Origin of the sequence: Robertmurraya mangrovi, from assembly GCF_034427655.1 — a bacterium.
In the GTDB taxonomy this organism is placed as follows: Bacteria; Bacillota; Bacilli; order Bacillales; family Cytobacillaceae; genus Robertmurraya_A; species Robertmurraya_A mangrovi.
Map to the genome: position 1 here is coordinate 74,973 of NZ_JAXOFX010000009.1, position 26,227 is coordinate 101,199.

Here is a 26,227-nt window from a genome sequence, read left to right on the forward strand (position 1 = left end):
ATGTATAATCCTTCCATAATTACTTATCCTAAAATCATGAAACCACTCTTACTATTAATCCTAGGTTTAATCATATGGAATGTGTTACTGGTCTTCTATATTTATCATGAAGGTATCTTTAAGTTATTGGAATACTAGGTTCTAAAAAAGGTAGGTGACATTTTCGATTTTATTCTGTGAAAGCTCTTCTAAAATAGAAAGAGCTTAGTGTTCTAATATTAGATTTTTACAACAAAACTTCCTTATTTAAGAACTTGCAACTTTGATTTTTTAATAATAGCCTTACAACGTATAAAATTGCCTTAAAAACTGTTTGAACTTTAATACTTCCTTACTCTCTTCTTTCGTTACGATGTACGTCGAAGCTACCGGAAGCTTAAAATCAGGAGTTAAAACCTCTAGCATTCTCCCCTCCATCAATTCTCGCCTTACCGTTGAACGTGGAAGAAAAGATATTCCTAACCCCTCCTCAATAAATCTTTTTGTCACATGCACTTGTGAAACGACCATCGTACGGTATCGATGATATTTTTGTCCAATCTCATATAGTAAATCATCCCAATATACCGGGTGGTTATGGGTTAGAATTATTTGCTCCTGTATCAGTTCTTCCACATCAATAGGTGGACCATTTTCACTATCCATTCCATCATGAGACGTAACCAATATAACCGGATCCTTATATAACTCCATAATCGTTAATTCTTGTCTTAATGGTTCCATCCGCGTTAATCCAACATGAGCCTCCCCAGAATAAACTTCCTCCCCAATATCTGCTGATTCCATTACCTTAATGACTATCTCTATTTCTCTATTTTTCTTTACAAACTGTCTTATGATGGAAGGTAAAATGGATGCAGCAATTAAAGGCGATACGGCTACTACCATTTTATTCGTGTAGCCCTGTCTCCAGCTTTCCATATCATGTATCCCTGTATGATATTGATCTAAGATTCTTTTGGCATGTGGGAAAAACCTTTTACCTGCTTGAGTAAGGACCACATTTCGGCCAGACTTCTCAAATAGAGATTGTCCTAGAGCTTCTTCTAAATGTTTGATGTGCACAGTAATGGTCGGCTGAGCAATAAATAATACTTCAGATGCTTTTCTAAAATTCTCATATTCCGCCGCAATCACAAAAGTTTTAATCCATTTAATATCCATATGTATCCCCTAATCAATTATAAATCATAATCAATTCAATAAAATTCTTTATTATTCATAATGATATTTTCATTGTACACTATTAACAAGACAAATAATGGAAAGGTTGATAAAAATATGAAAATATTAATGAATCCTGGGTTAACTGGTGTTGTTGCTGCGGAAACTAAATTGAGCCTTGTCGATGGAGAAAACGGTCATTTGGTTTACAGAGGGCATTGGGCAAAAGAGCTAGCTGTACATTATTCATTTGAAGAAATTGCTTACTTACTGTGGTACGGTCAGCTTCCAAATGAGATTTCTCTGAAAGTATTTAATGAAGAATTAAAAGAAAATCGATACTTGCCCGATTTCTTAATGGATATTATTGACCGACTTCCAGTTGAGATGGACATGATGAGTGTGTTAAGGACTGCCATATCTGCATTAGGAAGTTCAACCTTTGATTGGCAGCCAACGGTAAACCAAGCCACTAAACTAACAGCAATTACACCAACGATTATTAGCTATCGATATCGAAAAATGAAAGGGCTAGATTTTATTCAACCTAGTCAACATTTAGACCACGCAGCAAATTACTTATACATGCTTACAGGAATAATACCGAATGAAGCACATACCCGAGCTCTCACCGCCTACATGATATTAACAATGGAGCATGGAATGAATGCTTCTACTTTTACTGCAAGAGTCATTTCATCCACTCAATCAGATATGACATCGGCGATTTCCGGCGCAATCGGGAGCATGAAAGGTCCACTTCACGGGGGAGCACCAACAGAGGTCGTACAATTACTAAATGAAATTGGAACGAAGGAAAATGCAGAATCTTACCTTAGAAATAAACTGGAAAACAAAGAGCTTATAATGGGATTTGGGCATCGAGTCTATAAAACAAAAGACCCTCGAGCGGAGGCATTAAGAACCGTCACTTCCCAACTAGCAGGAAGCGACACTTGGCTGGATCTTGCCTATCATGTAGAAAACACGGCCATTAAACTACTAGAAGAATATAAACCTGGTAGAAAGCTATATACCAATGTTGAGTTTTACGCGGCTGCTGTTTTAAGAGCAGTAGGAATGCCGGCTGAATTATTCACTCCTACTTTTACGGTAAGTAGAATCGTTGGTTGGACGGCTCATGTAATTGAACAAGGAGAAAACAATAAGATATTCCGTCCAGAGTCGGCTTATGTTGGGAGTATGCCGGAATAAAGTTGCCATAAATACAATTAGAACAGGATAGGATTTTTTAGAAATTCATCTAAGTTCTTATCCTAATTTCTTCCTATTACGTTACCAAGACTAGATTACTATTATAAAGAAATTAGAGTTCATATGTTTTTGATGTATTGGAAGATTTTAATAATATAGGGGACTCATTTTCTAGCGGAGAAGGAAATCGAGCTGCTTCGAAATGGGTCCCAACTGGATCACCCACAATTACTCCGTCCGCTGTACTATTAACATTAATACTAACTCTATCTCCTTTATTTAATTGTAAAATTCCAGAAACACTAACTCCGTTGGCGAAAGGCACTTCCTTACCCCAAAAGTCGTTATCCCCAACTGCAGGTTCACCATTTACTAATATGAAGATTCTTACCCGATAATCTATTTCAAGGTCTTGGGCGAATACTACACTACCGATTACCAAATATATTCCATCTTGATTAGGAATAAAGGTTGATTCCTCTGGATCATACTCTTCGTTTAAATCAAATAAAACATTTGGATATTCCACATCTGTTGGATCTGGTCCAGCAGGTACGATTTGAATCCCACCGTCATTCACCGCTTTAAAAGCGGAGGTTTTTGGTTTTATCCCCATTCTTCTACTTCCTTTCTTTCTAATTTGTCAGTTTAGTATATTCGTTTCAAAAGCTTCTTGTATAGGCATTTCACAACTATAAATAGCGGAATTCTGCTAATCATAGGGAGTAATTTTCAACCTCAAATAGATACTTATATTGAATAGTAGTAGTAAAAATGGTTGATTCTCTTAAGAGACTTGTCCAGTCAGGAAAGACAAAACTGAATAAGATATTCTATTAAATCGGAAAGGAGGAAAATTAAGATGGGAATGAATCCTTGTAATCGAATCACATCCGGACCATTTTTTGTACCACTATCAGTCGACGGAAGTAAATATGGTGCTGTAGAATTTCTATTAATTGGCTTTAAAAATCTTGCAAATGAAACTTCAACTGTAGATGTATCCGTTCACGTTTGTAGAGACATTGAGCTGTATCCAGCTACTCCACCAGAGATTGAGATTTATAGACAACAAGTAACAATACCTGCTGGAAACTGTGCAGTAATTAGACTGAATGCTGGTCCTACTACCTTCAGAGGGAACAATATGCTTCGTGTCGAGGTAGAAGGTGATACAAGTGAAGATGGAGATGCCATTGTTGTAGCCCTATCAGGGGGTAAAGAAGATGGCCGTACTGCTGTGTCTATGGTGTTCAAACATGAAGAATTCGTTTCAATGAATTAAGTAGGTATCAAATAATCCTCAAGCTTACCCTTGGGGATTATTTGTATTTCTAATGATGAATAGCCTCTTGGTACCTCCAATAGTAGAGTTACAATATCACAATATATCACTCTTGAATATAAAACTAGCTAAGCCATCTGTAAATAAAAGGCAAATCATTTGCGCTAATTAACGTACGTTAGTTATAATGTTTATATATTCTAAATTATCCCAATTTAATCAATGGAGGAAACGATGAGAACAAAATCAGAATACATAAATGCCGTTGAAATAAAACATATTCCCTTTCACGGAGATCTAAGCCGTACTGGCATTTTTCATACTACTGGCATTCAGAAATTAAAGGGAATTAAATGGAAGTTCCAAACTAGCAATAGAATTTTTTCATCTCCAGTGATTCATGGAGACTCTGTATTCATTGGAAGTGACGATTCAAAACTTTATTCAATTAATAAATCGAGTGGAGAATTGAATTGGGAATTTCAGAGTCAAGGCCCTGTAAAATCTTCCGCAGCGGTTGGTAACGGTCTAGTCTATTTTACAAGTTTAGATGGGTTCCTTTATGCAATTAACATCCATACTGGTATAGAAAAATGGCGTTTTCAAACTAAAGATGAAAAAACGCTTGATCCTTGGGACTACTACCTCTCAACCCCCGCTTGCTCAGATGGAAAAGTTTATTTTGGTAGTGGTGACCACCATATATATGCTATCGACGGTGCAACTGGTGAAGAGATATGGAAATATAAAACGGAAGGGCCTGTTCATGCCTCTCCTACCCTTTACAAGGAAACCTTATATATCGGAAGCTTTGATGGATATTTCTATGCCTTGGATATTCAAACAGGAACAGAAAAGTGGAAATTTAGAACGGTAGGAGATACGTGGTTTCCTAGAGGAGATATTCAAGGTACCGCATGTGTTTCAGATGGTATTGTTTATTTCGGAAGTCGTGATTATAATTTATACGCTCTCGATGCTGAAACAGGTAGAGGAAAATGGAACTTTAAAGCCCCTGGAACTTGGATTATTACGACACCAACCGTTCATGACGGACTGATCTATTTTGCTACTTCAGATGACTCACAACTGTATGCTATGGACGCCAAAACCGGTGTATTGAAATGGAACTTCCCATTATATATTAATACTTTCGGATCTAGCGTTATGACTGGTGATTTATTGTATGTTGGAAACATGAATGGTAAGCTTTATGCCATTAATAAGGAGACCGCTGAGCTTCAATGGCTTTTTCAAACAGAATCTAGTAAAAGTAATGAAAGTAAAGTACTTCAAGAAGACGGACGATTAGTAGAACATTTAAAAGAAAAAATACAAAATGCAAAAACCATACAAGATTTTGTTGAAGTATATGACGATATTATGAGTCTAGGTTCGATACTATCAACGCCATTTATTGAAGATGGGTCGATATATGTAGGTAGTACAGATGGTTGTCTTTATGCACTTGAGTAACAGTCAAACATAATTACAATAGAGAAAGGTACCTCCAGAGATGATATGTACCTTTTCTCTACTCCTTTGTCCTAGTTTTCACCGCAAATTAACCCCAACCACCCCAAATATCTATCTTGTTTCCATCTGGATCTTTTATATAAAACGATGAGCCACATTCGTTATGATCTTGTATCTCTTCTATATCGTCTAAATTATTCCTTAGTTTTTCATGTAAATCATTAATATTTGTAACCTCTAACGTTAATAAACATTGTTCATGGCCATCTATTTCTTTATACGTTAGATTAAACTTTTCAGGTGTTTTGATCAGAAAGATGCTCTGTTCCGGCGTAATTTTTAGTTGAGCTTGGGTAGACTCCTCATTAACATCAATTAGTAATACTAAATTCAAATTCTCCATATACCAAGTAGCTGATTTTTTAATATTAGAAGTAGGTATATAGATACAATTGATTCCTTTTACAACTGAAACGGTTTGTTTTTGGATCATTCTATTACCTCCTTTTTTGTATCCTGAAAATTAGTTATGAACTTGAAGTTTGTTTCCACTTGGATCGTAGAAGTAAAAGAAGTTGTGTCCATTGTCTTCTTGAATATGTTCCACTTTTACACCATTATGACTCAAATGGTCGTGTAATTTTCGAATGTTTGAAGTGGTGAATCCCACGGAAAACTCAGGCTGCCCGTTAATCGTAAAATGCCCACGAGAATCTTGATCAGCTTCTACTAACACATAAAGAGGCCCAGAATTTAGTGCGAGCACGGCTAAGTCCCCCTGATTAAATCTCAACTGAAAACCTAAACATTCCGTATACCATGTGACTGATTGCTCCAAATTAACAACAGGAATACGAAAATAGTGAATATCATTTAATAGCGATGTACTCATTTTTTTCTCCTTTAAATTGAGATATAGTTCAACCAAGTATTGCCATTTATTATTATAAAGGGTCAAAGTTTATATGGTAAGTGTTTTTTGAAAATTCCTACAATAATTCCCTAAAAAAATGGGACAGTATACACTGCCCCATTTTTTTAGGGAATTATTTTTGATGGCTTTTTTGAGCTTTCAATGCCACTTTTTCAAGTCCATTTCCTCTCTCTTCTGCAAACTCTACATCCGCTTTTGGTAGAGCATTGTTAGCCTTATTTTTCTTATTTTTATTTTTTGCCATAGTTACACCACCGTTCGTTTGATTTGATGTCAGGATCTACATAAAAGAACCCACGATTTTAGTTTGCTTTGAATGGTTTTTGGTATGCTAGTTGATTTTTTAAAATTTCCAGTCATCAACAAATTTTACTTTCATATGTCTCCAGTAATCGATATCATTAAATATAAAAATAGGTTTAATAAGTAAAGGAGTCATTCTAAAATGAACTTATTAGAAGCATTTAAACAGACGAAGTTTCAACTATCAGGACACGGAAACAGGAATATCAAAGTTCTTAAAGATGCTTTTGAACAAATGGATGAGCAACAGGAAAGTGATATGTATGGATCTGGTAAAATCATTGAAGAATTTCAAGACAAGCTAGCATCCTATCTAGGGAAAGAATCTGCTGTGTTTTTTCCCAGTGGAACGATGGCACAACAGATTGCATTGAGAATCTGGTGTGATCGAAAGGGTCTGAAAAAAGTAGCCTATCATCCGTTAAGCCATCTTGAAATTCATGAGGAAGATGGGCTGAAAAAAATACACCATATCGAGCCTGTTTTACTGGCGGATAAAAATAGTGTGATAGAATTAGAAGATATTGTAGGAATGGATGAGGATGTTTCCTGTATCTTATTAGAACTTCCTCAACGTGAAATTGGCGGTCAATTACCTAGTTACGAAACGCTTGAGTCCATCTCCACTTATTGCCGTGAAAAAGGAATCAAGCTTCATCTAGATGGTGCGAGGCTTTATGAAATAACACCTTACTATAAAAAAACAGCTGCTGAAATTAGTTCCCTTTTTGATAGCGTGTATGTGTCCTTTTATAAAGGAATCGGTGGTATCGCAGGGGCAATTCTAGCTGGAGAGAAGGATTTTATAGAAGAGTCGAAAAGTTGGAAAAGACGTTACGGTGGAGATTTAATCAGCCTGTATCCATATATCGTTAGTGCCGATTATTATTTTGATAAAAGGTCACAAAACATGGATGAATACTATGAGGGAGCAAAAACACTAGCACGTCTGTTTAATGAATGTGAAGGAATTTCAACTTTGCCATTGGAGCCGGTATCCAATATGTTTCACGTTCATTTCAACCACTCAAAAGAAAAGATGGAGCAAATATTAATTCAGTTATATGAAGAAACAGGAATTGGGCTTACTCACTATTTAAATAAAACGGGAGAGCATTCTTGCTACTATGAAGTGAGTGTTGGAGATAGACTGGCAGCTATTCCAATAGAGGAACTTAGAAATGTGTTTAACCTGTTGAACGAGGAAATTAAGAAATAGGGTCGTGGGGACAGGTTCACTGTCCCACTTTTTAATGTTGACGTCTTTTTTGAGCTTTTACAGCCACCTTTGTAAATCCATTTTCTCTTTCTTCTGCAAAATCTAATGGTTGCGAATCCATTACGCTGTTCAAATGTTCTATAACCTGTGTACTGATATATTGTAGTCATTCATATCATTTTTATAAATCAGATGTTATGGAGGATCACAATGAAGCCAAATTCATTAAGTTTTTGGAAAATAAATATGTATGAGCATACAGTCATCCTATATGATACTCTTTCACCCATGGAGCATGAGGCTCAAACGAAAGCAAGGCAGTATTTTCAACTATTTCAAAAGTATATCGATGATAAAAAAACGATGGATATACATTTATTTATCCGTGATGTAAATTCTTTTCAACAGTTCCTTATTCAGTTACTGAGAAAGCAAGTGACTACTGGTTTAAAAATTTTATTAACTCCAACATTTTTAAGTCATCTTATTACAGAAAGTAACATGGCCCTACGGTTTGCTTCTGAAAAGATAGATCCATCTCCTTTAGCATCACATTTGACATGGTTGTTGGTCTTATCTGGTGACGCTTTTACTATCCAAGGTGCACTTGATAGTTTAGAACGCTCCCTTGTGACAAAATATCTTCATTACGCAGATTTATTTGAAAAGCAATATGTATTTGCTATTGAGCTTAAAGGAATAATGAGGATAGGATTAACTGAATTCCCGGCATTATTAAAATTTCAAGAAGATACGAAAAGGCTTGTAGTTGAATTTATAGAATCACTTAATCAGCTAGAAATATTAGAAGCACAAAATTCTATTCTAGATAAACTTCCTCTCTTCTTTGTTCAGCATATTAAACGGGAGGCACAATATTATTTGAGTGTTATTCCATCAATGGGCTAATGATTTGAAAAAACTGCTTGTATTTAAAGCCAAACAGCTCCCTCTCTAATAGGTAGGGAGCTGTTTACATGTAGTTATGGTTTTATTACCACAGTACCGATATTTTTCCTTGATTCAATTAAGGCATGAGCTTGACCTACTTCATCTAACGAAAAGATCTGACTGACTTTTGGCTTTAATTGTCCCGCAATCATTAGTCCAAACATGCTTTCTAAGCCTTCTCTAACAAGTTCAGGGCGATTTGTTAATAGGTGGGCAATATTAAATCCGATAAAGGTTTTATTTGATAATATACTTACTAAATTTAAGTCATCCCAGTGGTGATTCTCTGAACTGGAAGATCCAAAATACAGTAATCGACCAAACGTGCTTAGTACCTTCGTGCTTTCCCTTAACACGGTTCCACCGACACTACTCAGTACCAAGTCTACCCCCTTACCTCCTGTCTGTGCCAAAACTTCATCACTCCAGTTAGGAGAACTATAATTAATGGCTATATGAGCTCCTAATGATAAAGCAACATCGAGTTTTTCATGAGAACTTGCTGTAGCAATTATTTTTTTTGCTCCAAACGCCTCGGCCATCTGGATTGCAATGTTACCCACTCCTCCACTTGCTGCATGGATCATTACCGTTTCGCTATTACTTAGTTTCCCTACCGTTTTCAGTGCATGATATGCTGTTTGACCTTGAGTTGGCAAGGCCGTTGCCAGAACACTATCAAGCTCGGCAGGTAAGGGAATTAATAAATAAGATGGTACAACAACATATTCTGCATAAGATCCGCTTGGGACTTGTGTTAATACATTTGCCCCCAGAAGCAGTGAGTCCACTTCATCACCTATATCAACGATTTCACCAGTAACTACACCCCATTGGCCCATCGTTGCAGGTAATGATGATGGAATTGGATAGATACCCTTTCTTTGCTGAATCTCTGAGTAATTGATAGAAAAATAGCTTACTTTAATGACTACTTCACCTGTTCCTGGCATTGGTACGGGTACTTCCTCTAAAACTAAAACTTCTGGTCCACCATGATTATAATATTTTACTATTTTCATATTTAAATAGTCTCCTTATTAATAAATTATATATAACATGTTATATATAATTTATAATACATTAATTTGGAGATAGCAACCCTTTTTTTCCAATTTTTTAAAAAATAAAGAGCCTGCATTCGATTGCTGACTCTCTCTTATTCTATGATAAGCTACATATGTTCTAATTCATGAATACATTCTTCCGCCCATTCAACCTCTGCTGAAATAGTCTTGATTGATTTCCTAACTGAAAATAACCAATACATTTTTTCATCTGTAAATGGTCCATCTTCTATATTCTTTACTACGCTATCTAAATAGGTAAGGGTTTCTCTCTTATCTTTTATAAAGGATTGTAACTGGAATTTTAACTCCCTCCCGCTTACCTGGTTACCAAAAAACATTCTTAATCCTACTTCATCTTTAATAACTGTATTTTTGTTTTTAGGAGTAGAATGTAACCATTCTAAAAATTCTTCTTTACCTGATTCTGTTATACTATATACTTTTTTATCCGGACGAATATCTTGTTGTTCAATATAGGATGAAACACTCTCTTTACTTTCGAGCTTACCTAGTTCACGATAGATTTGACTTAAGTGCGAGGGCCAAAGACACTTTATCGTTGAATCAAAAGCCGTCTTAATCTCGTAGCCTGTCATATCTTTATGGGTTAGCATCCCTAAAATAGCATAGTATATCGACATTTTATAATTCCCCTAACTAATGTTAAATTCATTCATTAATGATACATTTGGAAACTATAAAATTCAAATATATTTAAATTAAAGATTTAGGAACTACCACTTGAACCAAGCTTTGACTACATTGTTACATCTAGTCATATACCAGATTTTAATAATGCCCTCTGGTTTTTGTACAGAAATAGAACCAGCAAATAAACTGGTTCTTTTCCCTAGCTTTATAACTTCTCCCCATTCGTAGCAATAACATCCTTATACCAGAAAAATGACTTTTTCCGTTTCCGCTCAAGCGTACCACTACCATCGTCATGCTTGTCAACATATATGAAGCCATATCGTTTTGACATTTCCCCTGTTGAGTTACTCACTAAATCAATGCATCCCCAAGTGGTGTATCCCATTAAGTCAACACCATCTTCAATAGCCTCGCCCATCGCTTGAATGTGCGAGCGAATATAATCGATTCGATAATCATCCTGAATGGAACCATCTTTCTCCACTTTATCGTACGCCCCAAAACCATTCTCAACAATAAATAAAGGCTTTTGGTAACGGTCATACAGTTGATTTAACGAAATTCGAAGTCCGATTGGGTCAATTTCCCACCCCCAGTCGCTTCTCGCTAGAAAAGGATTTTTCACCCCTCCCACAATATTTCCTTCACTCACCTGTTCAGATGACTTATCTTTTTTCTCCGTTCGTGACATATAATAACTGAATCCAATAAAATCAACCGTACCTTCTCTAATGATTTCCAGGTCTCCTTTTTCAATATCAAGCTGAATATGATGTTCCTTAAAATAACGCTTAATGAAAGACGGATATTCCCCTCTAACTTGAACATCTCCACAAAAATAATTAAGCAATCTTTCTTCCTCTAATGCAAACAACACATTTTCTGGATTCGCATCATAGGAATAGGTCGGAACATATAAAATCATATTACCAACTTTGGAGCCCGGAATAATTTCATGACAAGCTTTTACCGCTAGTGCACTAGCGACAAATTGATGATGAAAAGCTTGAAAGGTTGCCTGATATTTATCTTCTTCTTTTTCCACCATAAAACCGAGTCCATAAATAGGCATAACGAGTCCACTATTAATTTCATTAAAGGTGATCCAGTATTTAACCTTACTTTTATAACGGGTAAAAACAACCTTAGCATATCTCTCAAAGAGAGCAATGAGCTCTCGGTTTCTCCACCCACCATATGCTTTTACCAGGTGCAACGGCATTTCATAATGAGAAATGGTAACGACAGGTTCAATTCCATATTGGTGCAATTCATCAAAAACACGGTCGTAGAAAGCTAACCCCTCTTCATTTGGAGTTTCTTCATCTCCATTTGGAAAAATACGTGACCATGCGATAGACATTCGGTACACTTTAAATCCCATTTCCGCAAAAAGGGCAATGTCCCCCTTGTACCGGTGGTAAAAGTCAATGCCCTCTTGATTCGGGTATGTATAAACCTCTTCTTTAATTTCTAAATCAAAATGAGGGTCAGAAATAAGCTGATGACGAATTTTCCCACCTGGTAAAACATCAGGTACGTTTAAGCCTTTTCCACCTTCACGATAGGCACCTTCTAACTGGTTAGCAGCAGTAGCTCCACCCCATAAAAATCCTTTAGGAAAACGATTACCACTCACTTGATTACCTCCAAATCCATAATCTCGGCATAGGTATATCTTTAGTTAATTATTCATTTTTAATTACAAAGGTTGATTTCTTTAGTTTGCTTCAAGCCTCTCGCATTATCAACGGTTACTCTAACGATAGTTTAATCCTCCGTTCCTTGTAATTCTTTAAGAAGCTCTAGCGGTTCTAGTTCTAATCCAATCAGCTTAGCATTCCAATTCACCCCAACTAGCAACCCATCCTCTTCCATTCCGTTTAACCAAGCATTCATAAACGCTTCTAACGGTATAGAACTGGGTCTATAATGTGACCATTCTTCAATAGCACACTGTTTGGCATAGGCTTCGTCTGACCAAAATATCATCACTTCTGTGTCTTCAAATTCATTTGACTCACAAATGCACCAGCCCTCATCACTTTCTAATCCCCAAACTAAGTTACTTTTTAATACTCTCTTAACAAAATTCTCATAGCGCCTCGTTGAATTTATCGTTAAATCAAACTCCATTTGACCTACTCCTCCACTATTCATTCACACTTAAGCTACCCACAATTTATCAGTCATTAATACTAATTATTTACCAATTTTAGTCTTGAGTTTCTTTTACCAAGAAGTAAAGTGGGTATTACTATGTGAACAAAAAGAAAGAGGACTCCATTTTAATAATGTGCGTCCTCTAATATGAGTTGCATTCAATTTGTTAACTAAGTTTACCCATCCTTAAGGACTATCAATCACTGATTCGTTTGCTTTACTAAGCTTACCATCTTTAAAATACTATCAATCACAATTTGAGGATTTTCCAAATGAACTGAATGCCCTGTTTCCACTTCCACTTGTTCCGTTTGTTCAGTAAGTTTTGATAGGTTTTGCTGATTTTTCTTCCACTCTTCCGGTTGATTTTTCGCACTAATGACGATAACGGGCATTTCTTTAGGTAGGGGTTTAGCCTGCATTAATTGATTAGCAGAAGTAACCGAATCTAAATACTCCATGTAAGCCGATTGATAGGACCCTAATGTATATCCAATATATTTCAATGAGGCATCATACTCCTTGGCCAAAAACTTTCGACCAATTCTTTGTCGTAACATCCTTGGAATTCCTACAAGGGATGTAAGGTAGCCGAAAGTAACAAGCCTTTTAAAATTACGTCTCCTCTTTTGATTCTCCTCTGAATCTATATATTGATTTTCATGAGCAGCATCTTCTAGTACAACTCCAATGACATCATCTGGATACATACTTGCAAATAGCCTCATCGATAAACCGCCAAAGGAGTGACCAACTAAAACAAAAGGTGGTTTAACATCCAGTTTATCTAGTACTTCTCTTATTTCTTCCACACTATCTAGGGAAGTCATTGTTTTTCTTTCAGTCCTACTCCACCCATAGTTTCCACGGTCATAAGATATGACTCTAGCAACCTTTGAGATTTCTGGTTGAACATAACACCAATCTATTGAAATGGAACTGAACCCTGCCTCTAAAATAACCGTTACAGGCCCATCTCCCGTCACCATTACATGCACATCTGAATGTTTCGTTTTCACTATTTTACCTGGTGGAGTCACGCGGTTGATTCTATCCATCGTTACATTCCAAGCAGTAAACGGTAACCCAATCAACCCCAATATATTTCTTATGACTGTTGGTACAAGCATACTTTCCTCCAAAAATTAATATTTATATCCGTCTATTTTATATATCTACGTGCACCCGCGTATTCCTCTTTAAAAGGAGAAATATGTATAGAAACCATCTCAATGTTCTTCCCTGAGTTTGGGGAATGAATCATTTTTCCGTTACCGACATACATCCCCACATGGTGAACCCTTCCTTTCCCTTTTTCATAAGCAAAGAAAAGTAAGTCCCCAGGCTTTAACTTTGATTTATATACAAACTTCCCCTGTTTGGCTTGGTCAGCAGCATCCCTTGGAATCGTTATCCCATGGTACTGATAAATGCTATAGGTAAAACCAGAACAATCAAACCCATATGCGGATATTCCCGCCCATAAATAAGGTAGTCCTAAAAAGGTCTTTCCTGTTTGAACTAAATCATTTCCTTTAGGTTTAGGGATGTTTGCTAAAGAAGAGTAAAGATGAAGATCTTTCTTTTTCATCCATTTTCGTTTGTTAGAGGGAATCATGACTTGAACCCAAGCCTTCTCTTCTTTAATAACTGGTAATCTTGTATTAAAGCTAACTTCTAAAAATTTTTTCCTCTTATCGTCATATAAGTTTGCCGTTTTCGCTTTCACACTAGCTATATTACATTCCGTAAAATCACCTTTTTGTTTGCTAATCTGTGATTTAGGCATCCACCCTGGGTATCCGTACTTATTCTTTGGTGTCCCCTGGTCCTTAACAGCCACTTGTACCCAACTACCACTCGTTTTTAACACCTTTACTTCTGAACCGTATAAAGCTTGAGTCTCCAATTTACCTACTAACCATTTACGGAATTCCGTGGTTGACATTTTACTCGTCCATGATTTCATATCCACAACTTTTGTTAAAGTGTTTTGATCAATTGTTCTTTTTGCACTCGTGTCCTTCCAAATATTTGCCACTGGTACATTGATCAATGTTTTAGAATTTTGATTTATATTATAACAACTAGATGAAGATGCCTGAGAAACAGAAGGAAAGAACAATGGAATGAGAACAAGTGTTACTAAATAGAATGGTATTATTTTTCGGAACATATTTTATCCCCCTTGATAAAAAACTACTTCGGACCAAGTCCCCTTTCAAAACCATACGAGATTACTAGTCTCCGCATTTGTCATAGAAATTTTAATACTCGGGACAGATACCCAAGAACATTCACCCAATTTTGCATATTCTTTAGTGTATATACACACGAAAGGAAGATTGATGTGAACTTTAATCCAGCAGATGTAAGAATTCGTCCGGGATTTGGCTTTGGCCGACCTGGTTTTGGTTTTGGGCGACCTGGTTTTGGTTTTGGACGTCCTGGTTTTGGTTATGGATTTGGTTTTGGACGCCCAGGCTTTGGATTTGGTGGATTTGGTGGTTTCGGATTAGGCTTGGCAACTGGATTAGCTACAGGTGCATTATTAGCCCCTGGTCCTGGATTCGGTTACGGGTATCCTTACGCTCCTTATCCATATCCATATTGGTAGAAGATGTAGAGCTTTGCTTAATCTGCAAAGCTCTATTTTTCTTTATCATTACATATCAAGTTGACTCCATATATAACTTTTTAAATCTATGCTCTAACATAACTGCGACAAAAGGAATCATATTATTTAATTATGTAATCAAATTCTTCTCTAATTTAACATCTAATTCCTAGTAATAATAGTAAATTATTCTATATTATAGAAAAATTCTGTATTATTTCTTTGAAATGATACGAAACCTTTTACCCATATCCTTCGTAATAATTCTATAAGGTAGGTGTTCGAAATGAAGATGAAGAGTACGCGAATAATCTTTTTACCGATTTTTCTAGGGATTTTTGCGTTATTTTTGCTTTTTCCAAGTGTAGGATTAGCTGTTGATTTCTCGATAACAGATGTAAAGATCGATGCTTATTTAAAAGAAGATGGTTTAGTTGAGGTAGAAGAAACTCATACCTATTCTTTTGATGGTGAATTTAACGGAATCACAAGAGAAATTATCCCTAAGGAAGGTTCGAGTATCGGGAAACTAGAAGCTACGGAAAACGGGAAAAAATTAAAGGTGGAAAGAGATGAACATTTGTATAAAATTTATCGTAAAGGTGAAGATGAAACCATTACGGTCAAGCTTTCTTATACGATAAAAAATGGAGTGGATGTTTATTCAGATGTGGCTGAGTTTTACTGGCCTTTTTTTGACGATCGCAATGAATCCACCTATGAAAATATGATCATTACCATTCATCCTCCAAAAGAAACACAAGATGTCATTGCATTTGGCTATGATGAAGCATTTGAAACGGAGGAAATAAAGGCTGATGGGACCGTTATTTTTCAAATGGGTGAGGTTCCCTATGAAGAAAATGGGGATATTCGTGTTGCCTATGATGTGATCCTTTTCCCAGATGCGAATATTTCCGCAGATAAACCAATGAAAGATCAAATATTACAAGCTAAACAGAGTATCTATGATGAGATCCAAGCTGCCGCTGAATCGAAAGAAAAGTATTCCTTGATTGCTCTCATCATCATTCCTTTCTTCTCACTAATCATCTTAATCCTAATCGTAGTCACCCGTACGAGAGCGCGCATGAAAAAATTAGATGTAGAACGGAAAGCACCTCAAAGCTTCTTTGTGCCAGAAGAAACACTAAGTTTACCAGGAAGCATCTATTTTACAAAAGGATTTCTTCCCCCTGAAGCAACAGCTGCCGCTTTATTAGATTTGGTTAGGAAGGGGTATGTTTCAAAAGTAGGTGAAACTCAATTCCGATTAGTAAAAACTCCAGCCGACATGCTCGAACATGAGAGAATGCTCCTTTCGCTTTTGTTTAACGAAATTGGCTCTGGTGAAGAATTTAGCTTTGACGATGTAAAGGCATATACCAATAAAAAGAAGAATCACGAAAAATATCAATCTAAGATTCTCAAATGGCAGCATGCTGTAATAAATGAAGTGAAACAATTAGGGTTACGGGAAACAAATAAAGGTCTTCGATGGACATTAATACTTATTGGCCTGGTTTTACTACCATTATCTTTTCTATTCCTTATATATGAATTATTTGCTTGGTTCTTCGCTACGTTGGTGTTAGGTGTGACCTATTTTATATTTGGAGTTGCTTATAAGCCTAAATCTTTGCATGGGGTGATGCTTACTCATGAGTGGGAGTTAATGAAGGATCGTATACAAGAGGTTTCCTCAAAGGAATGGGAGACACTGACAAAGGATGACCAAATGCGTGCCTTTATCTATGGGGTCGGAACAAAAGATAAAAAACTAATGAAGAAAAACGAGGAACTCCTTCAGTCCCTCCAACCACCTGAACCAAACAGGTTTAATCACTCTCAAACAGTATATGATAGCCCACTGTATTCAATCGGTCCTGCAGCCTCAACCTGCTTTCACTCTGCCCACAAGACTACTCAGTCAACCACTAGCGGATCTTCGTCTAGTTCGTCTGGTGGCGGAACAGGTGGCGGTGGCGGTGGATCTGGTGCATTTTAATCGTTAACCATAAACAAAACAACGCTCAGATTCACTTCTGAGCGTTATTTCTTCTGAGCATTTGAACGTCAACCAATGTGTACAGATACACCGTTATTTCTTACTTTTATCCCCGTTATATAGCTCTTTCAAATCATCCAACTTCTTATCTATCTCATTCAACTTCTTCCTTGTATCATTAAAATAATGGGCAATTCTTGAAACACCATAAATCACTAATATAACAACGATAAGATTAAAAATAGCACTAACCGCATCCAAATGTATCCCCCCTTTTAAAAGTTTAACATAATTAGCCTAATGTTCTTTAAGTAATTTCACTTCTTTATTGCATAAAAAAAGGACTCTTCCCTATTGAAAGAGCCCTAAATTAAACGTATTTCTACCTTTTATCCTCAAGATCAATCTCTTTAATTACTCTTGCTGGATTTCCACCTACTATGGTATTAGAGGCAACATCCTTTGTGACGACTGCTCCTGACGCTACGATTACATTATCACCAATCGTAACACCTGGATTAATAATAGCACCTCCACCAATCCATGCGTGATGTCCAATAGTAACCGGCTTACCATATTCAGGTCCTTTAATCCGTTCGTATGGATTTACCGGGTGAGTAGCCGTGTAAATATGCACCCCAGGGCCAAGCATACAATGATCTCCAAAACGAACTTCACAAACATCTAAAATCACACAATCAAAATTGGCAAAGAAATTTTCACCAACATGAATATTGTAGCCATAATCACACCTGAAATTCGGTTCCATATATACCTTTTCTCCAGTGGAACCAAACAACTCCTTAATCAATTGTGTCCGTTCATCATATTGAATTTCTGTAGTTTGATTCAATTTACGAGTTAAATATCTTGCTCTCTCTCGTTCTTTCACTAATTCTGCGTCCCAAGGCTCATAAAGTTCGCCATCTAACATTTTTTGCTTTTCAGTTTTCATGTAAACCTCCTAAAAAACGAAGCTGCAATCACTATTTTCTATTATCATCCTGTAAATATCTCTTCATCTGGGTAACGAATAGGAGACTTTTTAGGTTTAGCTAAGCTAAAGGCTAACGTTAATGGTCCTATCCGGCCAATAAACATCATGATAATAATCACTTGTTTTCCTATGGATGTCAAATCTGCTGTTATTCCCATGGATAAGCCTACTGTACCAAATGCAGAAACGACCTCAAATAATAGAGCTAAAAATGGTTGGTCCTCTGTAATGGTAAGGGTGAATAATACAACGAAAACCGCTAGAAGACTAATGACGATTATCGCCAACGCTCGAATGATGGTTTGAGTTTTAATGGTACGATTAAATACGACTGTTTCACTTCTCCCCCTTAAGAACGTAACGGTCGCAAAAACCATTACCAAGAAAGTAGTCACTTTAATCCCACTCCCTGTAGAGGCACTTCCTGCTCCAATAAACATTAATAAAATCATCAGTAATATAGATGGTGTAGTCATAGATCCAATATCGATAGAATTAAATCCTGCCGTTCTTGGAGTAACAGCTTGAAAATATGCCCCCCACAGTTTATCAGATAAAGGTAATGTTCCTAGTGTAGCAGGATTAGCATACTCTAAAATAAAGATTAAGATAAAAGCAAAAATGTTTATTAAAAAGGTACCAACAATCATTATTTTTGTATGAAGAGCTAGCTTTTTAAAGCTCTTTTTATACCAAAGGTCAGCAATAACGGTAAATCCGATTCCTCCCGTTATAAAAAGTCCAGTAATGACAATATTAACGGTTGGGTCCCCTACATATGCTGTTAAGCCGTCGGACCATAATGAAAACCCTGCATTATTGTAGGCTGAAATGGTATGAAATAAGCTTTGGTACATTCCCTCTATCCAACCAAATTCAGGTACCCATCTAATAGATAAAATGACAAACGCAATACTTTCTAGAGCAATAGTGAAAATAAAAAGTACTTTTATTAATCGGACAAGTCCTCCTAAAGACGTTTGATTAAATGATTCTTGAATGAGAATTCGTTGTTGGAGTCCTATCTTTTTCCCTAACATCATTACGATTAAAACGGCAAAAGTCATTAACCCTAATCCGCCCAATTGAATGAGACACATGATCACGATTTGACCGAATACAGAGTAATCCATACCCGTATCCACTACAACCAGACCTGTAACAGTAATGGCAGAAGTAGCAGTAAATAAAGCATCAAGCCAAGTGATATATGCATTTGAAGCTGCGGGAATCTTAAGTAATCCAGTTCCAATTAAAATTAAAGCTAAAAAACTTATTGCTAAAATTTGTGGTGGACTTAAATGGATGACCATTCCTTTCCATTTTGTAAAGGAGAAGAATTTTCCCATGGTTGTTACATCCCCTCTGCTTCAAATCGCTTCAAATCATTTTTATGACCCATTACGACTAGAATATCTTCACTTACTATTTCATCCATTGGTGAGGGAGAAATGTTTACGTCGCTCCCTCTTTTTATGGCTAGAACGGTACAACCAAATTTAGCTCTTACATCCATTTCGATGAGCGTTTGTTTGTTATTTTTTTCAGTTGCCACTAACTCTACGATACTATAATCCTCTGATAGTTCGATATAATCTATAATTCTCTCAGAATCTAAATGATGAGCAACCCTAATTCCCATATCATGCTCAGGACGAACAATTCGGTCAGCCCCTATTTTTTCCAACACTTTATGATGATAATCATTTTGTGCTTTGACCCAAACCTTTTTAACCCCTATTTCCTTTAACAGCATTGTACATAAAATGCTAGATTGTATATGATCACCAATCGCAACAATAACGTAATCAAAATTTCTAATGCCTAATGATTTTAGAGCACTTTCATCCGTTGCATTCGTAATCACATGATGCGTGGCATAATCTGAAACACCATTCAACTTAACCTCATCATTATCAATAGCCAGTACGTCATGCCCTAAATGATAAAGCTCCTTACAAACACTACTTCCAAAACGCCCTAAACCAATGACAGCAAATTGCTTCTTCATTTCTTTTTCTCCTTCTTCCCTTAACACCATAGAAAAAAGACCATCACAAAATAGAATGGTCTAGGTTTAAACCTTGACCCTTCTCTCTTAGAAAGATACAAATAACGCTTACGGAGTTAGCTGTCGGATTAGGGACTGAGAGTATCCCCTCTTACATAGTAAGACTCACCCCAAGACTAAAAAGTCAAAAATGGTTCCCCCGCTCAAAATTGATTCAGCGATTAAAAGGTGTTAGGTATTTATTTGTTTTTTTTGTTATGCAGATTAATTTACTCCTGTTCGATTTTAATGTCAATTACAATTTTGTAAATTTTCCTATCCCCTTATTTAGAACAAAAAACAGTGTAGCATAAAATTGGAAAATAATATTGACTTCTTTCTTCAGGAGTTGTAAAGTTTCAATAGATTTAATTGCATCATGCATTTTGGAAAATTTTATCTTTGCTGAGTCTGTTTTTACAGATCGGGGGAACCATTATAGTGAATGTATCTTAGGGACTATGGTTACATTTACAAGGGGTGAATCTTAGAAATTAAGAAGGAAACTCTCATTTCCTAATCCGACAGCTAACCTCGAAAGCATTTGAGAGAAAGGCCAATATATTTATTGACCATTCTTTTTCGTGGAAAGAATGGTTTTTTTTGTTCTTATAACGTTGGACACTTATAAAAAACTGAAAGGTACAAACATGAAAACTAAAGCAGTAAAAATATCAGAAAAACTATCATCTGTACAAATCATTGTTCTTTACTATGTTATTTCGGTGATCATTTCAACCATATTAATTATGTTACCGATCACTTTAAAAGAATGCGCAGAAATTTCACTTGTCGACGCCTTATTTACAGCAGCGAGTGCTGTAAGTGTCACTGGCCTCTCCACAATTGCCATTAATGAGGTCTTAAGTGTCCCCGGCACCTTTATATTTGCATTTATACTCCAATTTGGTGGGATCGGAGTAATGACTTTAGGAACCTTTGTATGGTTGTTAATGGGAAAAAAGATTGGACTAAGAGAAAGAAAACTAATTATGACAGACCAAAATCAATCGACTCTTTCTGGTCTAGTACAACTTATGAAGCAAATTTTATATTTAATTTTGACCATTGAAGCTATAGGAGCAGTTATTTTAGGCTTGTACTTTTTGAAGTATTTCCCTACTTGGCAAGAAGCCTTTCTGCAAGGATTTTTCGCCTCTGTAAGTGCTACAACGAATGCAGGATTTGATATTACTGGTTCATCTCTTATTCCTTTTGCACAAGACTACTTTGTACAACTCATTAATATCGTGTTATTAATTATTGGGGCTATTGGCTTCCCAGTCCTTATTGAGCTTCGAGAGTTTATTACTTACAAGGGTGAAAGTAAGTTTCGCTTTTCCCTTTTCACAAAAATCACTACGCTAACTTTTTTTGCTCTAGTTGTTTTAGGTACAATGGCCATTGCACTATTTGAATATCATCATTTTTTTATAGGAAAGAGCTGGCACGAATCCTTTTTCTATGCCCTTTTTCAATCCGTTTCCACAAGAAATGGTGGCTTAGCTACAATGCATGTAAGTGAATTTTCAATTCCTACTCTCATCGTATTATGTATTCTCATGTTTATTGGGGCATCGCCAAGTAGTGTAGGTGGTGGAATACGAACGACTACATTTGCCATTATGATCTTAAGTATCTACACCTATGCACGTGGTAGAAACACTATTAAGATTTTTCATAGAGAAGTGATGCAAGAAGATGTTATTAAATCATACATTGTTATTACAACGGCCATTATGATCTGTAGTGTCTCAGTCATCTTGTTATGTTTTATTGAACCAACCTTTAGTCTCATGGAGATCATGTTTGAGGTCTCTTCTGCTTTCGGTACAACCGGCCTGTCTATGGGAATTACAGCCGATTTAAGCACAACCGGAAAAACAATCATCATTTTATTGATGTTTATAGGCCGGATCGGAATATTCTCATTTTTATTCTTAATCCGTGGGAATCCAACTCAAGAGAAATATCACTATCCTCAAGAGAAAATAATAATTGGATGATAAAAAGATAAGTATTTTTAAAAGAAATGTATCAAAAAAGAGAGAGGCCGGCCTCTCTCTTTTTGTTTTAGATTAAAGTGATTGGACACCATTACACTCACTGACCAAGACTCTCAATCCGATTAATTAAACTGGTCACATCATTAATGGTTGAAAATAATTGTGAGTTTTCTATTTTATCAAGTGCCAGATTCCCATTTTCTAGTAGTTTATTGATTTCCCCTAGCAGAAGTTCATTTTTATCGACTAATTCTTGATGAATATCTTTTGCTAGAGTAGGAATATCATTTAGGGCAATAAACTCTTCAATGTCTTTTTTTAATGTTAATAGTTCTGTTTCAAGTTGCCCAGCAATTTCTGGATTCGTTAATGCATTTTCAACTAATTGAGGGGCCTCTTCAGCAAATGTGTTCAATTTATTTATATGTTCTGTTGCTGTGTTTACATAGTCTAGAGAATTATTAACCTCATCCAAGAAGGAACATGCACTTAACAATGTGGCAGCCATAATTAAAACCATTAATCTTAATTTTTTCATTTTCGGCATCCTTTCTAACAACAATTTTAATTTCATCTAATACTACGTTTTACTTTATTAGAAAGTTCCATGAATTACTTCATTGCCTAAAAAAGCAATTACCCTATGATGTGGTAATTGCATTTAATTTCATTATTTATCTAGATTTATAAAGTCTGCTTCTCGTTTCTCGAGGAAAGCGGAAATCCCCTCGTTTCCTTCTGCACAACTTGCTCTTTGTGCAAGAAACTCTGATTCTAAACTCATTTGTGACTCGAGGGTTTCTTGTAAAGAATGATACATTAATTTTTTTGTTGCTCCGAAAGCACCTACTGGACCATTAGCCAGGTTTTTGGCTAATTCTAGCACCACATTCATTAATTCATCATCTGCTACAACATGATTTACAATTCCCCACTCACACGCCTCTTGAGCATTTAACATACGGTTTGTGTACATCAATTCTATTGCACGTCTAATTCCCACGACTCTTGGTAGAAAGTAGCTGCCCGAACCGTCTGGAGTTAATCCTATTTTATTATAAGCCATTACAAATTTCGATTGATCAGAAGCGTAAGCTATGTCACATGCGCAAGCAAGACTCATACCAGCTCCCGCAGCTACTCCATTTATAGCCCCAATAAACGGTTTATTCATTCTAGCAAAATAGGAAATTGCCTGATGCAAGTAGGTCGTAACTCGTTTAAGGTGTGAACCAATCTCATTGCCTTCGTTTGCAAAACTCTTTAAATCCCCACCAACTGAGAATTTATTTCCCGCTCCAGTAATCACCACCGCTCGAATCTCCTGACTCTCCGAACAATAGATGGCTACATCCAACAAATCCTGAGCCATTTCTAAATTCAATGCATTGCCTACTTCAGGGCGATTTAAAGTAACAATCCCCACATGATTTTCTATCGATAAAGACACAAACTTATTTTCCATCAACCATTCCTCCTAGCATAAAAAACATCACTATATTTACATTCGAGACATTTCTCAATAACCCTTTTAAAAAGTAATGATATTGACTCTATCATTTAGAAACATACATTTTTCAACAATAATTCTTCTATTATTTCTATTTAGCATGGTAAAATTAGAGAGAATTAGGTTTAAATATTAAGCTGTTTTCACAATAATTATTGTTAATAGTTAAAGAAATTTTTTCTCTTTTAACAAATAGAATAATGCCTGTTGAGGGGCAACAAAACCTTTAGAAAATGGTCTATTCTTTATGAGGTGATTATATGAAAAAGAAATATATATGGGCCATTGCAGGAGCCGTACTCTTGGTTATTATGGTGCTTATGGATCAACAAAAACTTAAACGCGAGGAAAAACCTCCCCTACCAAATGTAATAGTTGGGAGTCAAACCATTCCTACCCTGTACGAATCGTATACATGGGAAAACGGGAACAAATATCAAGCGAAAATAGACACCACACAGCCAAAAAGGACTCTTGTAGAGCCTTTTGAAGACTTGGTTGTAACGTTCCCAGAAGAGAAACATCCAACTTCCTATAAGATAAGGGTCCTAGAGGAAGGAGCCTTCCAGCGTTCTTATTTACCTACTGAAACAGAAGAAAAAACGATGAAACTACCTACATATCCGGGAAATATGACTTTTATTGTGGAAGCAGAATGGGATAAGAAAAGAAAAGCTTCTTATATTATTCCCATACAAATGGAGAAAAAATGGTCCTATCAACAATGGTTAAATTCCATTCCTGAAAAATATACACTAGTCATGATGGGTGATGAGATCTACCTGCCCCCTCATATTGCTTACCATCTAACAGGAATTGAAACCATTAGTGGGGACTTAGAAAACCTTCAGCAACAATATCCAGAGCTAAATCTTACTAAACTACCTGCCTATTTTCTGTTTGACCAAAAATCTGAAGCCTACCGTACAAATGATTCTAACGAAATGATAGAGCATCTATCTTCTTTTGGATCTCGTTATGTACATTGGTTATCTCAAGATCCAGAACGACTATCAGTATTAATAATAACTAACGACCAAGAACAGATGGACAAAGTATTTGAAAAAATAGGTCAGAATCCTATTTTAGCTCATTTAGAAGGAACCTCTTATCCATTAGAACTACAGAGATATTATCCAGAGATGCCTTTTGACACTATACCCGTATATTGTGTTTTTGACGACAATGATATCATCTTTCACACTCAAGATATAGAAGAACTAACTGAATTACTGGAAACTTGGAAACCGTCCTAATACAAGAAAAAGGTTAGCTCTTTTTCGCACTCCATAAGCTACCCTTCCCTTGTAATTTCATCATGTACTACACTCTTCTTTCGTTGTTGACAGGATGGAAATAAAAGAGTCATCTTCGTTCCAATTCCTACTTCACTTGAAATCTCCAACTGACCTTTCATTGCTTTTAAAATGCTCCTAACAACCATAAGACCTAAACCAGTTCCATTTCCTTCTTTTGTCGAGTAATAAGGTTCTCCAATACGTGCAATCTGCTCCTTTGTCATTCCCATTCCATTGTCCTGTACAATAATTAAGGTACTTTTTTCAGTGGACATCGTTGTCAGTAAGAGCGTACCTCCACTTGGCATTGCTTCGATACTATTCTTAATCACATTAAACAAGCACTGCCGAAATTTTGCACGATCCCCCTGGATGGCTGGAACAGGAAAAAAGTCTTTTTTAATATTCACCGAATGGCGATTCGCCAATGGAAGTACGGTATTTATGACATACCGCAGTTCTGCATAAACATCTAGCTCCACTACTTCTTCCAAAGAAGGCTTCGCAAATGTTAAATAATCCTGAATGACTTTTTCAGCCTGATTTAATTCTTCTGAAGCTATTTTGAGATACCCCCTCGTTTCCTCGGATAGCTCCTTTTTTTCTTGGACTAGTTGTAAAAATCCTTTGGCAGAGGTTAAAGGGTTTCTAATTTCATGTGATATAGCCGCACCTAAATGTTCCATCGCATCCATTTTTCTCGCTTGGATAACTTGTTCTCTTAACTGGTCGGTATGAGTGATGTACTCTAACATATATACAAAAATACTTATACCCATAAGTGGTACCAATAAAAATGGTAGCCATACGCTCATTTCACTAACTGGATCGTACAGATAAATACCTGCTAGAGAACCAACATGAGTACTTAATGTTAACATAATAGCAACCATTATTTTTCTAGACGAATGCTGTTGGATAAACCAAGGATGCAAAACATGCATAGCTAGTCCTAAAAGAAAATAGACTACAGCAGTAACGTAAAACCCACCATCAATGCCAAATGCAGCTCGTAATAACATCGTCAGACCAACGAAAATCCATCCCATATTAAAATACAACCCTGAAACTATTACAGGTATTACGCGTAAATCAAACCTGAATTCATGATTCACTGGTAAACTAAAAATAAAACATACAACAAGTGCTCCAAATAAAACGTGAAACCATATAATTTTAGAGGTTTTCCTTCCAAAACGATCGGACCACAAGTGATAGACAAACAAAATCCCAATCAACATAGAGAAGTTAAAGAGCAAGTGTTGAGTTGTAAGCATAGATGATTCCTTTCACATTTCTTTACTTAA

The 26,227-nt window shown here is 36.2% G+C and carries 27 protein-coding genes and 2 riboswitches; of the genes, 9 read left to right on the forward strand and 18 right to left on the reverse strand.

Annotated elements, in window-relative coordinates; translation table 11 throughout:
- Window positions 1–282: 282 nt before the first annotated feature.
- Window positions 283–1,164, reverse strand: a complete 882-nt coding sequence (locus SM124_RS14230) for a LysR family transcriptional regulator (RefSeq protein ID WP_322447191.1) — start codon at window positions 1,162–1,164, stop codon at window positions 283–285.
- 117 nt (window positions 1,165–1,281) lie between these two features.
- Here SM124_RS14230 and SM124_RS14235 point away from each other — a divergent pair, with 117 nt between their 5' ends.
- The gene (locus SM124_RS14235) at window positions 1,282–2,379 is read left to right on the forward strand and encodes a citrate synthase (RefSeq protein ID WP_322447192.1); all 1,098 of its coding nucleotides are present in this window, start codon (window positions 1,282–1,284) and stop codon (window positions 2,377–2,379) included.
- Window positions 2,380–2,491: 112 nt separating this feature from the next.
- Here the strand turns inward: SM124_RS14235 and SM124_RS14240 are convergent, their stop codons facing one another.
- Window positions 2,492–2,995: a complement C1q domain-containing protein gene (locus tag SM124_RS14240; protein ID WP_322447193.1), complete on the reverse strand. Its 504-nt coding sequence runs from the start codon at window positions 2,993–2,995 to the stop codon at window positions 2,492–2,494.
- 246 nt (window positions 2,996–3,241) lie between these two features.
- On the opposite strand from SM124_RS14240, the gene SM124_RS14245 reads away from it, so the two are divergent.
- A complete protein-coding gene (locus SM124_RS14245; protein WP_322447194.1) occupies window positions 3,242–3,664 on the forward strand; it encodes a hypothetical protein in 423 nt (140 codons plus the stop codon).
- 234 nt (window positions 3,665–3,898) lie between these two features.
- Window positions 3,899–5,140 carry an outer membrane protein assembly factor BamB family protein gene (locus tag SM124_RS14250; protein ID WP_322447195.1) on the forward strand — a complete coding sequence of 414 codons (1,242 nt, stop codon included), beginning with the start codon at window positions 3,899–3,901 and terminating at the stop codon, window positions 5,138–5,140.
- An 88-nt stretch (window positions 5,141–5,228) separates the two neighbouring features.
- Here the strand turns inward: SM124_RS14250 and SM124_RS14255 are convergent, their stop codons facing one another.
- From SM124_RS14255 to SM124_RS14265, 3 genes are all read right to left on the reverse strand, one after another.
- The gene (locus SM124_RS14255; protein ID WP_322447196.1) at window positions 5,229–5,633 is read right to left on the reverse strand and encodes a VOC family protein; all 405 of its coding nucleotides are present in this window, start codon (window positions 5,631–5,633) and stop codon (window positions 5,229–5,231) included.
- 30 nt (window positions 5,634–5,663) lie between these two features.
- Window positions 5,664–6,032: a VOC family protein gene (locus SM124_RS14260; protein ID WP_322447197.1), complete on the reverse strand. Its 369-nt coding sequence runs from the start codon at window positions 6,030–6,032 to the stop codon at window positions 5,664–5,666.
- Between the two features lie 154 nt (window positions 6,033–6,186).
- The gene (locus SM124_RS14265; RefSeq protein WP_322447198.1) at window positions 6,187–6,318 is read right to left on the reverse strand and encodes a hypothetical protein; all 132 of its coding nucleotides are present in this window, start codon (window positions 6,316–6,318) and stop codon (window positions 6,187–6,189) included.
- Between the two features lie 201 nt (window positions 6,319–6,519).
- Between SM124_RS14265 and SM124_RS14270 the strand changes: the two genes are divergently transcribed.
- On the forward strand, window positions 6,520–7,596 hold the full coding sequence (locus SM124_RS14270; RefSeq protein WP_322447199.1) for a threonine aldolase family protein: 1,077 nt from the start codon (window positions 6,520–6,522) through the stop codon (window positions 7,594–7,596).
- Between the two features lie 210 nt (window positions 7,597–7,806).
- Window positions 7,807–8,505, forward strand: a complete 699-nt coding sequence (locus tag SM124_RS14275; protein WP_322447200.1) for a DUF2935 domain-containing protein — start codon at window positions 7,807–7,809, stop codon at window positions 8,503–8,505.
- A 74-nt stretch (window positions 8,506–8,579) separates the two neighbouring features.
- Here SM124_RS14275 and SM124_RS14280 read toward each other — a convergent pair whose 3' ends face one another.
- The 6 genes from SM124_RS14280 to SM124_RS14305 form a co-directional block, all read right to left on the reverse strand.
- The gene (locus SM124_RS14280; protein WP_322447201.1) at window positions 8,580–9,569 is read right to left on the reverse strand and encodes a quinone oxidoreductase family protein; all 990 of its coding nucleotides are present in this window, start codon (window positions 9,567–9,569) and stop codon (window positions 8,580–8,582) included.
- Window positions 9,570–9,721: 152 nt separating this feature from the next.
- The gene (locus SM124_RS14285; protein WP_322447202.1) at window positions 9,722–10,258 is read right to left on the reverse strand and encodes a PadR family transcriptional regulator; all 537 of its coding nucleotides are present in this window, start codon (window positions 10,256–10,258) and stop codon (window positions 9,722–9,724) included.
- A 215-nt stretch (window positions 10,259–10,473) separates the two neighbouring features.
- Window positions 10,474–11,910: a glycoside hydrolase family 1 protein gene (locus tag SM124_RS14290; RefSeq protein WP_322447203.1), complete on the reverse strand. Its 1,437-nt coding sequence runs from the start codon at window positions 11,908–11,910 to the stop codon at window positions 10,474–10,476.
- A gap of 131 nt (window positions 11,911–12,041) precedes the next feature.
- Window positions 12,042–12,407 (reverse strand): DUF2750 domain-containing protein, encoded by a 366-nt coding sequence (locus tag SM124_RS14295; protein ID WP_322447204.1) that lies wholly within the window; start codon window positions 12,405–12,407, stop codon window positions 12,042–12,044.
- Between the two features lie 227 nt (window positions 12,408–12,634).
- Window positions 12,635–13,564, reverse strand: coding sequence for an alpha/beta fold hydrolase (locus SM124_RS14300; protein ID WP_322447205.1), 930 nt, complete (start codon window positions 13,562–13,564; stop codon window positions 12,635–12,637).
- Between the two features lie 32 nt (window positions 13,565–13,596).
- On the reverse strand, window positions 13,597–14,610 hold the full coding sequence (locus SM124_RS14305; RefSeq protein WP_322447206.1) for a C40 family peptidase: 1,014 nt from the start codon (window positions 14,608–14,610) through the stop codon (window positions 13,597–13,599).
- Between the two features lie 201 nt (window positions 14,611–14,811).
- On the opposite strand from SM124_RS14305, the gene SM124_RS14310 reads away from it, so the two are divergent.
- Together SM124_RS14310 and SM124_RS14315 are read left to right on the forward strand one after the other, a co-directional pair.
- Window positions 14,812–15,051 carry a hypothetical protein gene (locus tag SM124_RS14310; RefSeq protein ID WP_407691414.1) on the forward strand — a complete coding sequence of 80 codons (240 nt, stop codon included), beginning with the start codon at window positions 14,812–14,814 and terminating at the stop codon, window positions 15,049–15,051.
- A gap of 286 nt (window positions 15,052–15,337) precedes the next feature.
- Complete coding sequence (locus tag SM124_RS14315) at window positions 15,338–17,059, forward strand: DUF2207 domain-containing protein (protein WP_322447208.1); 1,722 nt, start codon at window positions 15,338–15,340, stop codon at window positions 17,057–17,059.
- Between the two features lie 93 nt (window positions 17,060–17,152).
- On the opposite strand, the gene SM124_RS14320 is transcribed toward SM124_RS14315, so the two are convergent.
- The 4 genes from SM124_RS14320 to SM124_RS14335 all read right to left on the reverse strand — a co-directional run bounded on the left by SM124_RS14320 (window position 17,153) and on the right by SM124_RS14335 (window position 20,067).
- Window positions 17,153–17,320: a hypothetical protein gene (locus SM124_RS14320; RefSeq protein ID WP_322447209.1), complete on the reverse strand. Its 168-nt coding sequence runs from the start codon at window positions 17,318–17,320 to the stop codon at window positions 17,153–17,155.
- A 121-nt stretch (window positions 17,321–17,441) separates the two neighbouring features.
- Window positions 17,442–18,014 (reverse strand): sugar O-acetyltransferase, encoded by a 573-nt coding sequence (locus SM124_RS14325; protein WP_322447210.1) that lies wholly within the window; start codon window positions 18,012–18,014, stop codon window positions 17,442–17,444.
- A gap of 44 nt (window positions 18,015–18,058) precedes the next feature.
- Window positions 18,059–19,405 (reverse strand): TrkH family potassium uptake protein, encoded by a 1,347-nt coding sequence (locus tag SM124_RS14330; RefSeq protein WP_322447211.1) that lies wholly within the window; start codon window positions 19,403–19,405, stop codon window positions 18,059–18,061.
- Window positions 19,406–19,410: 5 nt separating this feature from the next.
- Complete coding sequence (locus tag SM124_RS14335) at window positions 19,411–20,067, reverse strand: potassium channel family protein (protein WP_322447212.1); 657 nt, start codon at window positions 20,065–20,067, stop codon at window positions 19,411–19,413.
- A 90-nt stretch (window positions 20,068–20,157) separates the two neighbouring features.
- Window positions 20,158–20,297: riboswitch (cyclic di-AMP (ydaO/yuaA leader) on the reverse strand.
- Between the two features lie 202 nt (window positions 20,298–20,499).
- A riboswitch (cyclic di-AMP (ydaO/yuaA leader) is annotated at window positions 20,500–20,664 on the forward strand.
- 92 nt (window positions 20,665–20,756) lie between these two features.
- Between SM124_RS14335 and SM124_RS14340 the strand changes: the two genes are divergently transcribed.
- Window positions 20,757–22,112 (forward strand): TrkH family potassium uptake protein, encoded by a 1,356-nt coding sequence (locus SM124_RS14340; RefSeq protein ID WP_322447213.1) that lies wholly within the window; start codon window positions 20,757–20,759, stop codon window positions 22,110–22,112.
- Window positions 22,113–22,209: 97 nt separating this feature from the next.
- Here SM124_RS14340 and SM124_RS14345 read toward each other — a convergent pair whose 3' ends face one another.
- Entirely contained in the window at window positions 22,210–22,650 is a 441-nt protein-coding gene (locus SM124_RS14345) for a DUF6376 family protein (RefSeq protein WP_322447214.1), read from the reverse strand.
- Between the two features lie 132 nt (window positions 22,651–22,782).
- A complete protein-coding gene (locus SM124_RS14350; RefSeq protein WP_322447215.1) occupies window positions 22,783–23,577 on the reverse strand; it encodes an enoyl-CoA hydratase/isomerase family protein in 795 nt (264 codons plus the stop codon).
- A gap of 305 nt (window positions 23,578–23,882) precedes the next feature.
- Between SM124_RS14350 and SM124_RS14355 the strand changes: the two genes are divergently transcribed.
- Window positions 23,883–24,878 carry a hypothetical protein gene (locus tag SM124_RS14355; protein ID WP_322447216.1) on the forward strand — a complete coding sequence of 332 codons (996 nt, stop codon included), beginning with the start codon at window positions 23,883–23,885 and terminating at the stop codon, window positions 24,876–24,878.
- Window positions 24,879–24,916: 38 nt separating this feature from the next.
- Here SM124_RS14355 and SM124_RS14360 read toward each other — a convergent pair whose 3' ends face one another.
- A complete protein-coding gene (locus SM124_RS14360) occupies window positions 24,917–26,197 on the reverse strand; it encodes an ATP-binding protein (protein WP_322447217.1) in 1,281 nt (426 codons plus the stop codon).
- Window positions 26,198–26,227 lie beyond the last annotated feature (30 nt).

Coding starts and splice junctions, on each gene's coding strand:
- SM124_RS14230 (WP_322447191.1), bottom strand. CDS start 1,164: ATGGATATTAAATGGATTAAAACTTTTGTGATTGCGGCGGAATATGAG.
- SM124_RS14235 (WP_322447192.1), top strand. CDS start 1,282: ATGAAAATATTAATGAATCCTGGGTTAACTGGTGTTGTTGCTGCGGAA.
- SM124_RS14240 (WP_322447193.1), bottom strand. CDS start 2,995: ATGGGGATAAAACCAAAAACCTCCGCTTTTAAAGCGGTGAATGACGGT.
- SM124_RS14245 (WP_322447194.1), top strand. CDS start 3,242: ATGGGAATGAATCCTTGTAATCGAATCACATCCGGACCATTTTTTGTA.
- SM124_RS14250 (WP_322447195.1), top strand. CDS start 3,899: ATGAGAACAAAATCAGAATACATAAATGCCGTTGAAATAAAACATATT.
- SM124_RS14255 (WP_322447196.1), bottom strand. CDS start 5,633: ATGATCCAAAAACAAACCGTTTCAGTTGTAAAAGGAATCAATTGTATC.
- SM124_RS14260 (WP_322447197.1), bottom strand. CDS start 6,032: ATGAGTACATCGCTATTAAATGATATTCACTATTTTCGTATTCCTGTT.
- SM124_RS14265 (WP_322447198.1), bottom strand. CDS start 6,318: ATGGCAAAAAATAAAAATAAGAAAAATAAGGCTAACAATGCTCTACCA.
- SM124_RS14270 (WP_322447199.1), top strand. CDS start 6,520: ATGAACTTATTAGAAGCATTTAAACAGACGAAGTTTCAACTATCAGGA.
- SM124_RS14275 (WP_322447200.1), top strand. CDS start 7,807: ATGAAGCCAAATTCATTAAGTTTTTGGAAAATAAATATGTATGAGCAT.
- SM124_RS14280 (WP_322447201.1), bottom strand. CDS start 9,569: ATGAAAATAGTAAAATATTATAATCATGGTGGACCAGAAGTTTTAGTT.
- SM124_RS14285 (WP_322447202.1), bottom strand. CDS start 10,258: ATGTCGATATACTATGCTATTTTAGGGATGCTAACCCATAAAGATATG.
- SM124_RS14295 (WP_322447204.1), bottom strand. CDS start 12,407: ATGGAGTTTGATTTAACGATAAATTCAACGAGGCGCTATGAGAATTTT.
- SM124_RS14300 (WP_322447205.1), bottom strand. CDS start 13,564: ATGCTTGTACCAACAGTCATAAGAAATATATTGGGGTTGATTGGGTTA.
- SM124_RS14305 (WP_322447206.1), bottom strand. CDS start 14,610: ATGTTCCGAAAAATAATACCATTCTATTTAGTAACACTTGTTCTCATT.
- SM124_RS14315 (WP_322447208.1), top strand. CDS start 15,338: ATGAAGATGAAGAGTACGCGAATAATCTTTTTACCGATTTTTCTAGGG.
- SM124_RS14325 (WP_322447210.1), bottom strand. CDS start 18,014: ATGAAAACTGAAAAGCAAAAAATGTTAGATGGCGAACTTTATGAGCCT.
- SM124_RS14330 (WP_322447211.1), bottom strand. CDS start 19,405: ATGGGAAAATTCTTCTCCTTTACAAAATGGAAAGGAATGGTCATCCAT.
- SM124_RS14335 (WP_322447212.1), bottom strand. CDS start 20,067: ATGAAGAAGCAATTTGCTGTCATTGGTTTAGGGCGTTTTGGAAGTAGT.
- SM124_RS14340 (WP_322447213.1), top strand. CDS start 20,757: ATGAAAACTAAAGCAGTAAAAATATCAGAAAAACTATCATCTGTACAA.
- SM124_RS14345 (WP_322447214.1), bottom strand. CDS start 22,650: ATGAAAAAATTAAGATTAATGGTTTTAATTATGGCTGCCACATTGTTA.
- SM124_RS14350 (WP_322447215.1), bottom strand. CDS start 23,577: ATGGAAAATAAGTTTGTGTCTTTATCGATAGAAAATCATGTGGGGATT.
- SM124_RS14355 (WP_322447216.1), top strand. CDS start 23,883: ATGAAAAAGAAATATATATGGGCCATTGCAGGAGCCGTACTCTTGGTT.
- SM124_RS14360 (WP_322447217.1), bottom strand. CDS start 26,197: ATGCTTACAACTCAACACTTGCTCTTTAACTTCTCTATGTTGATTGGG.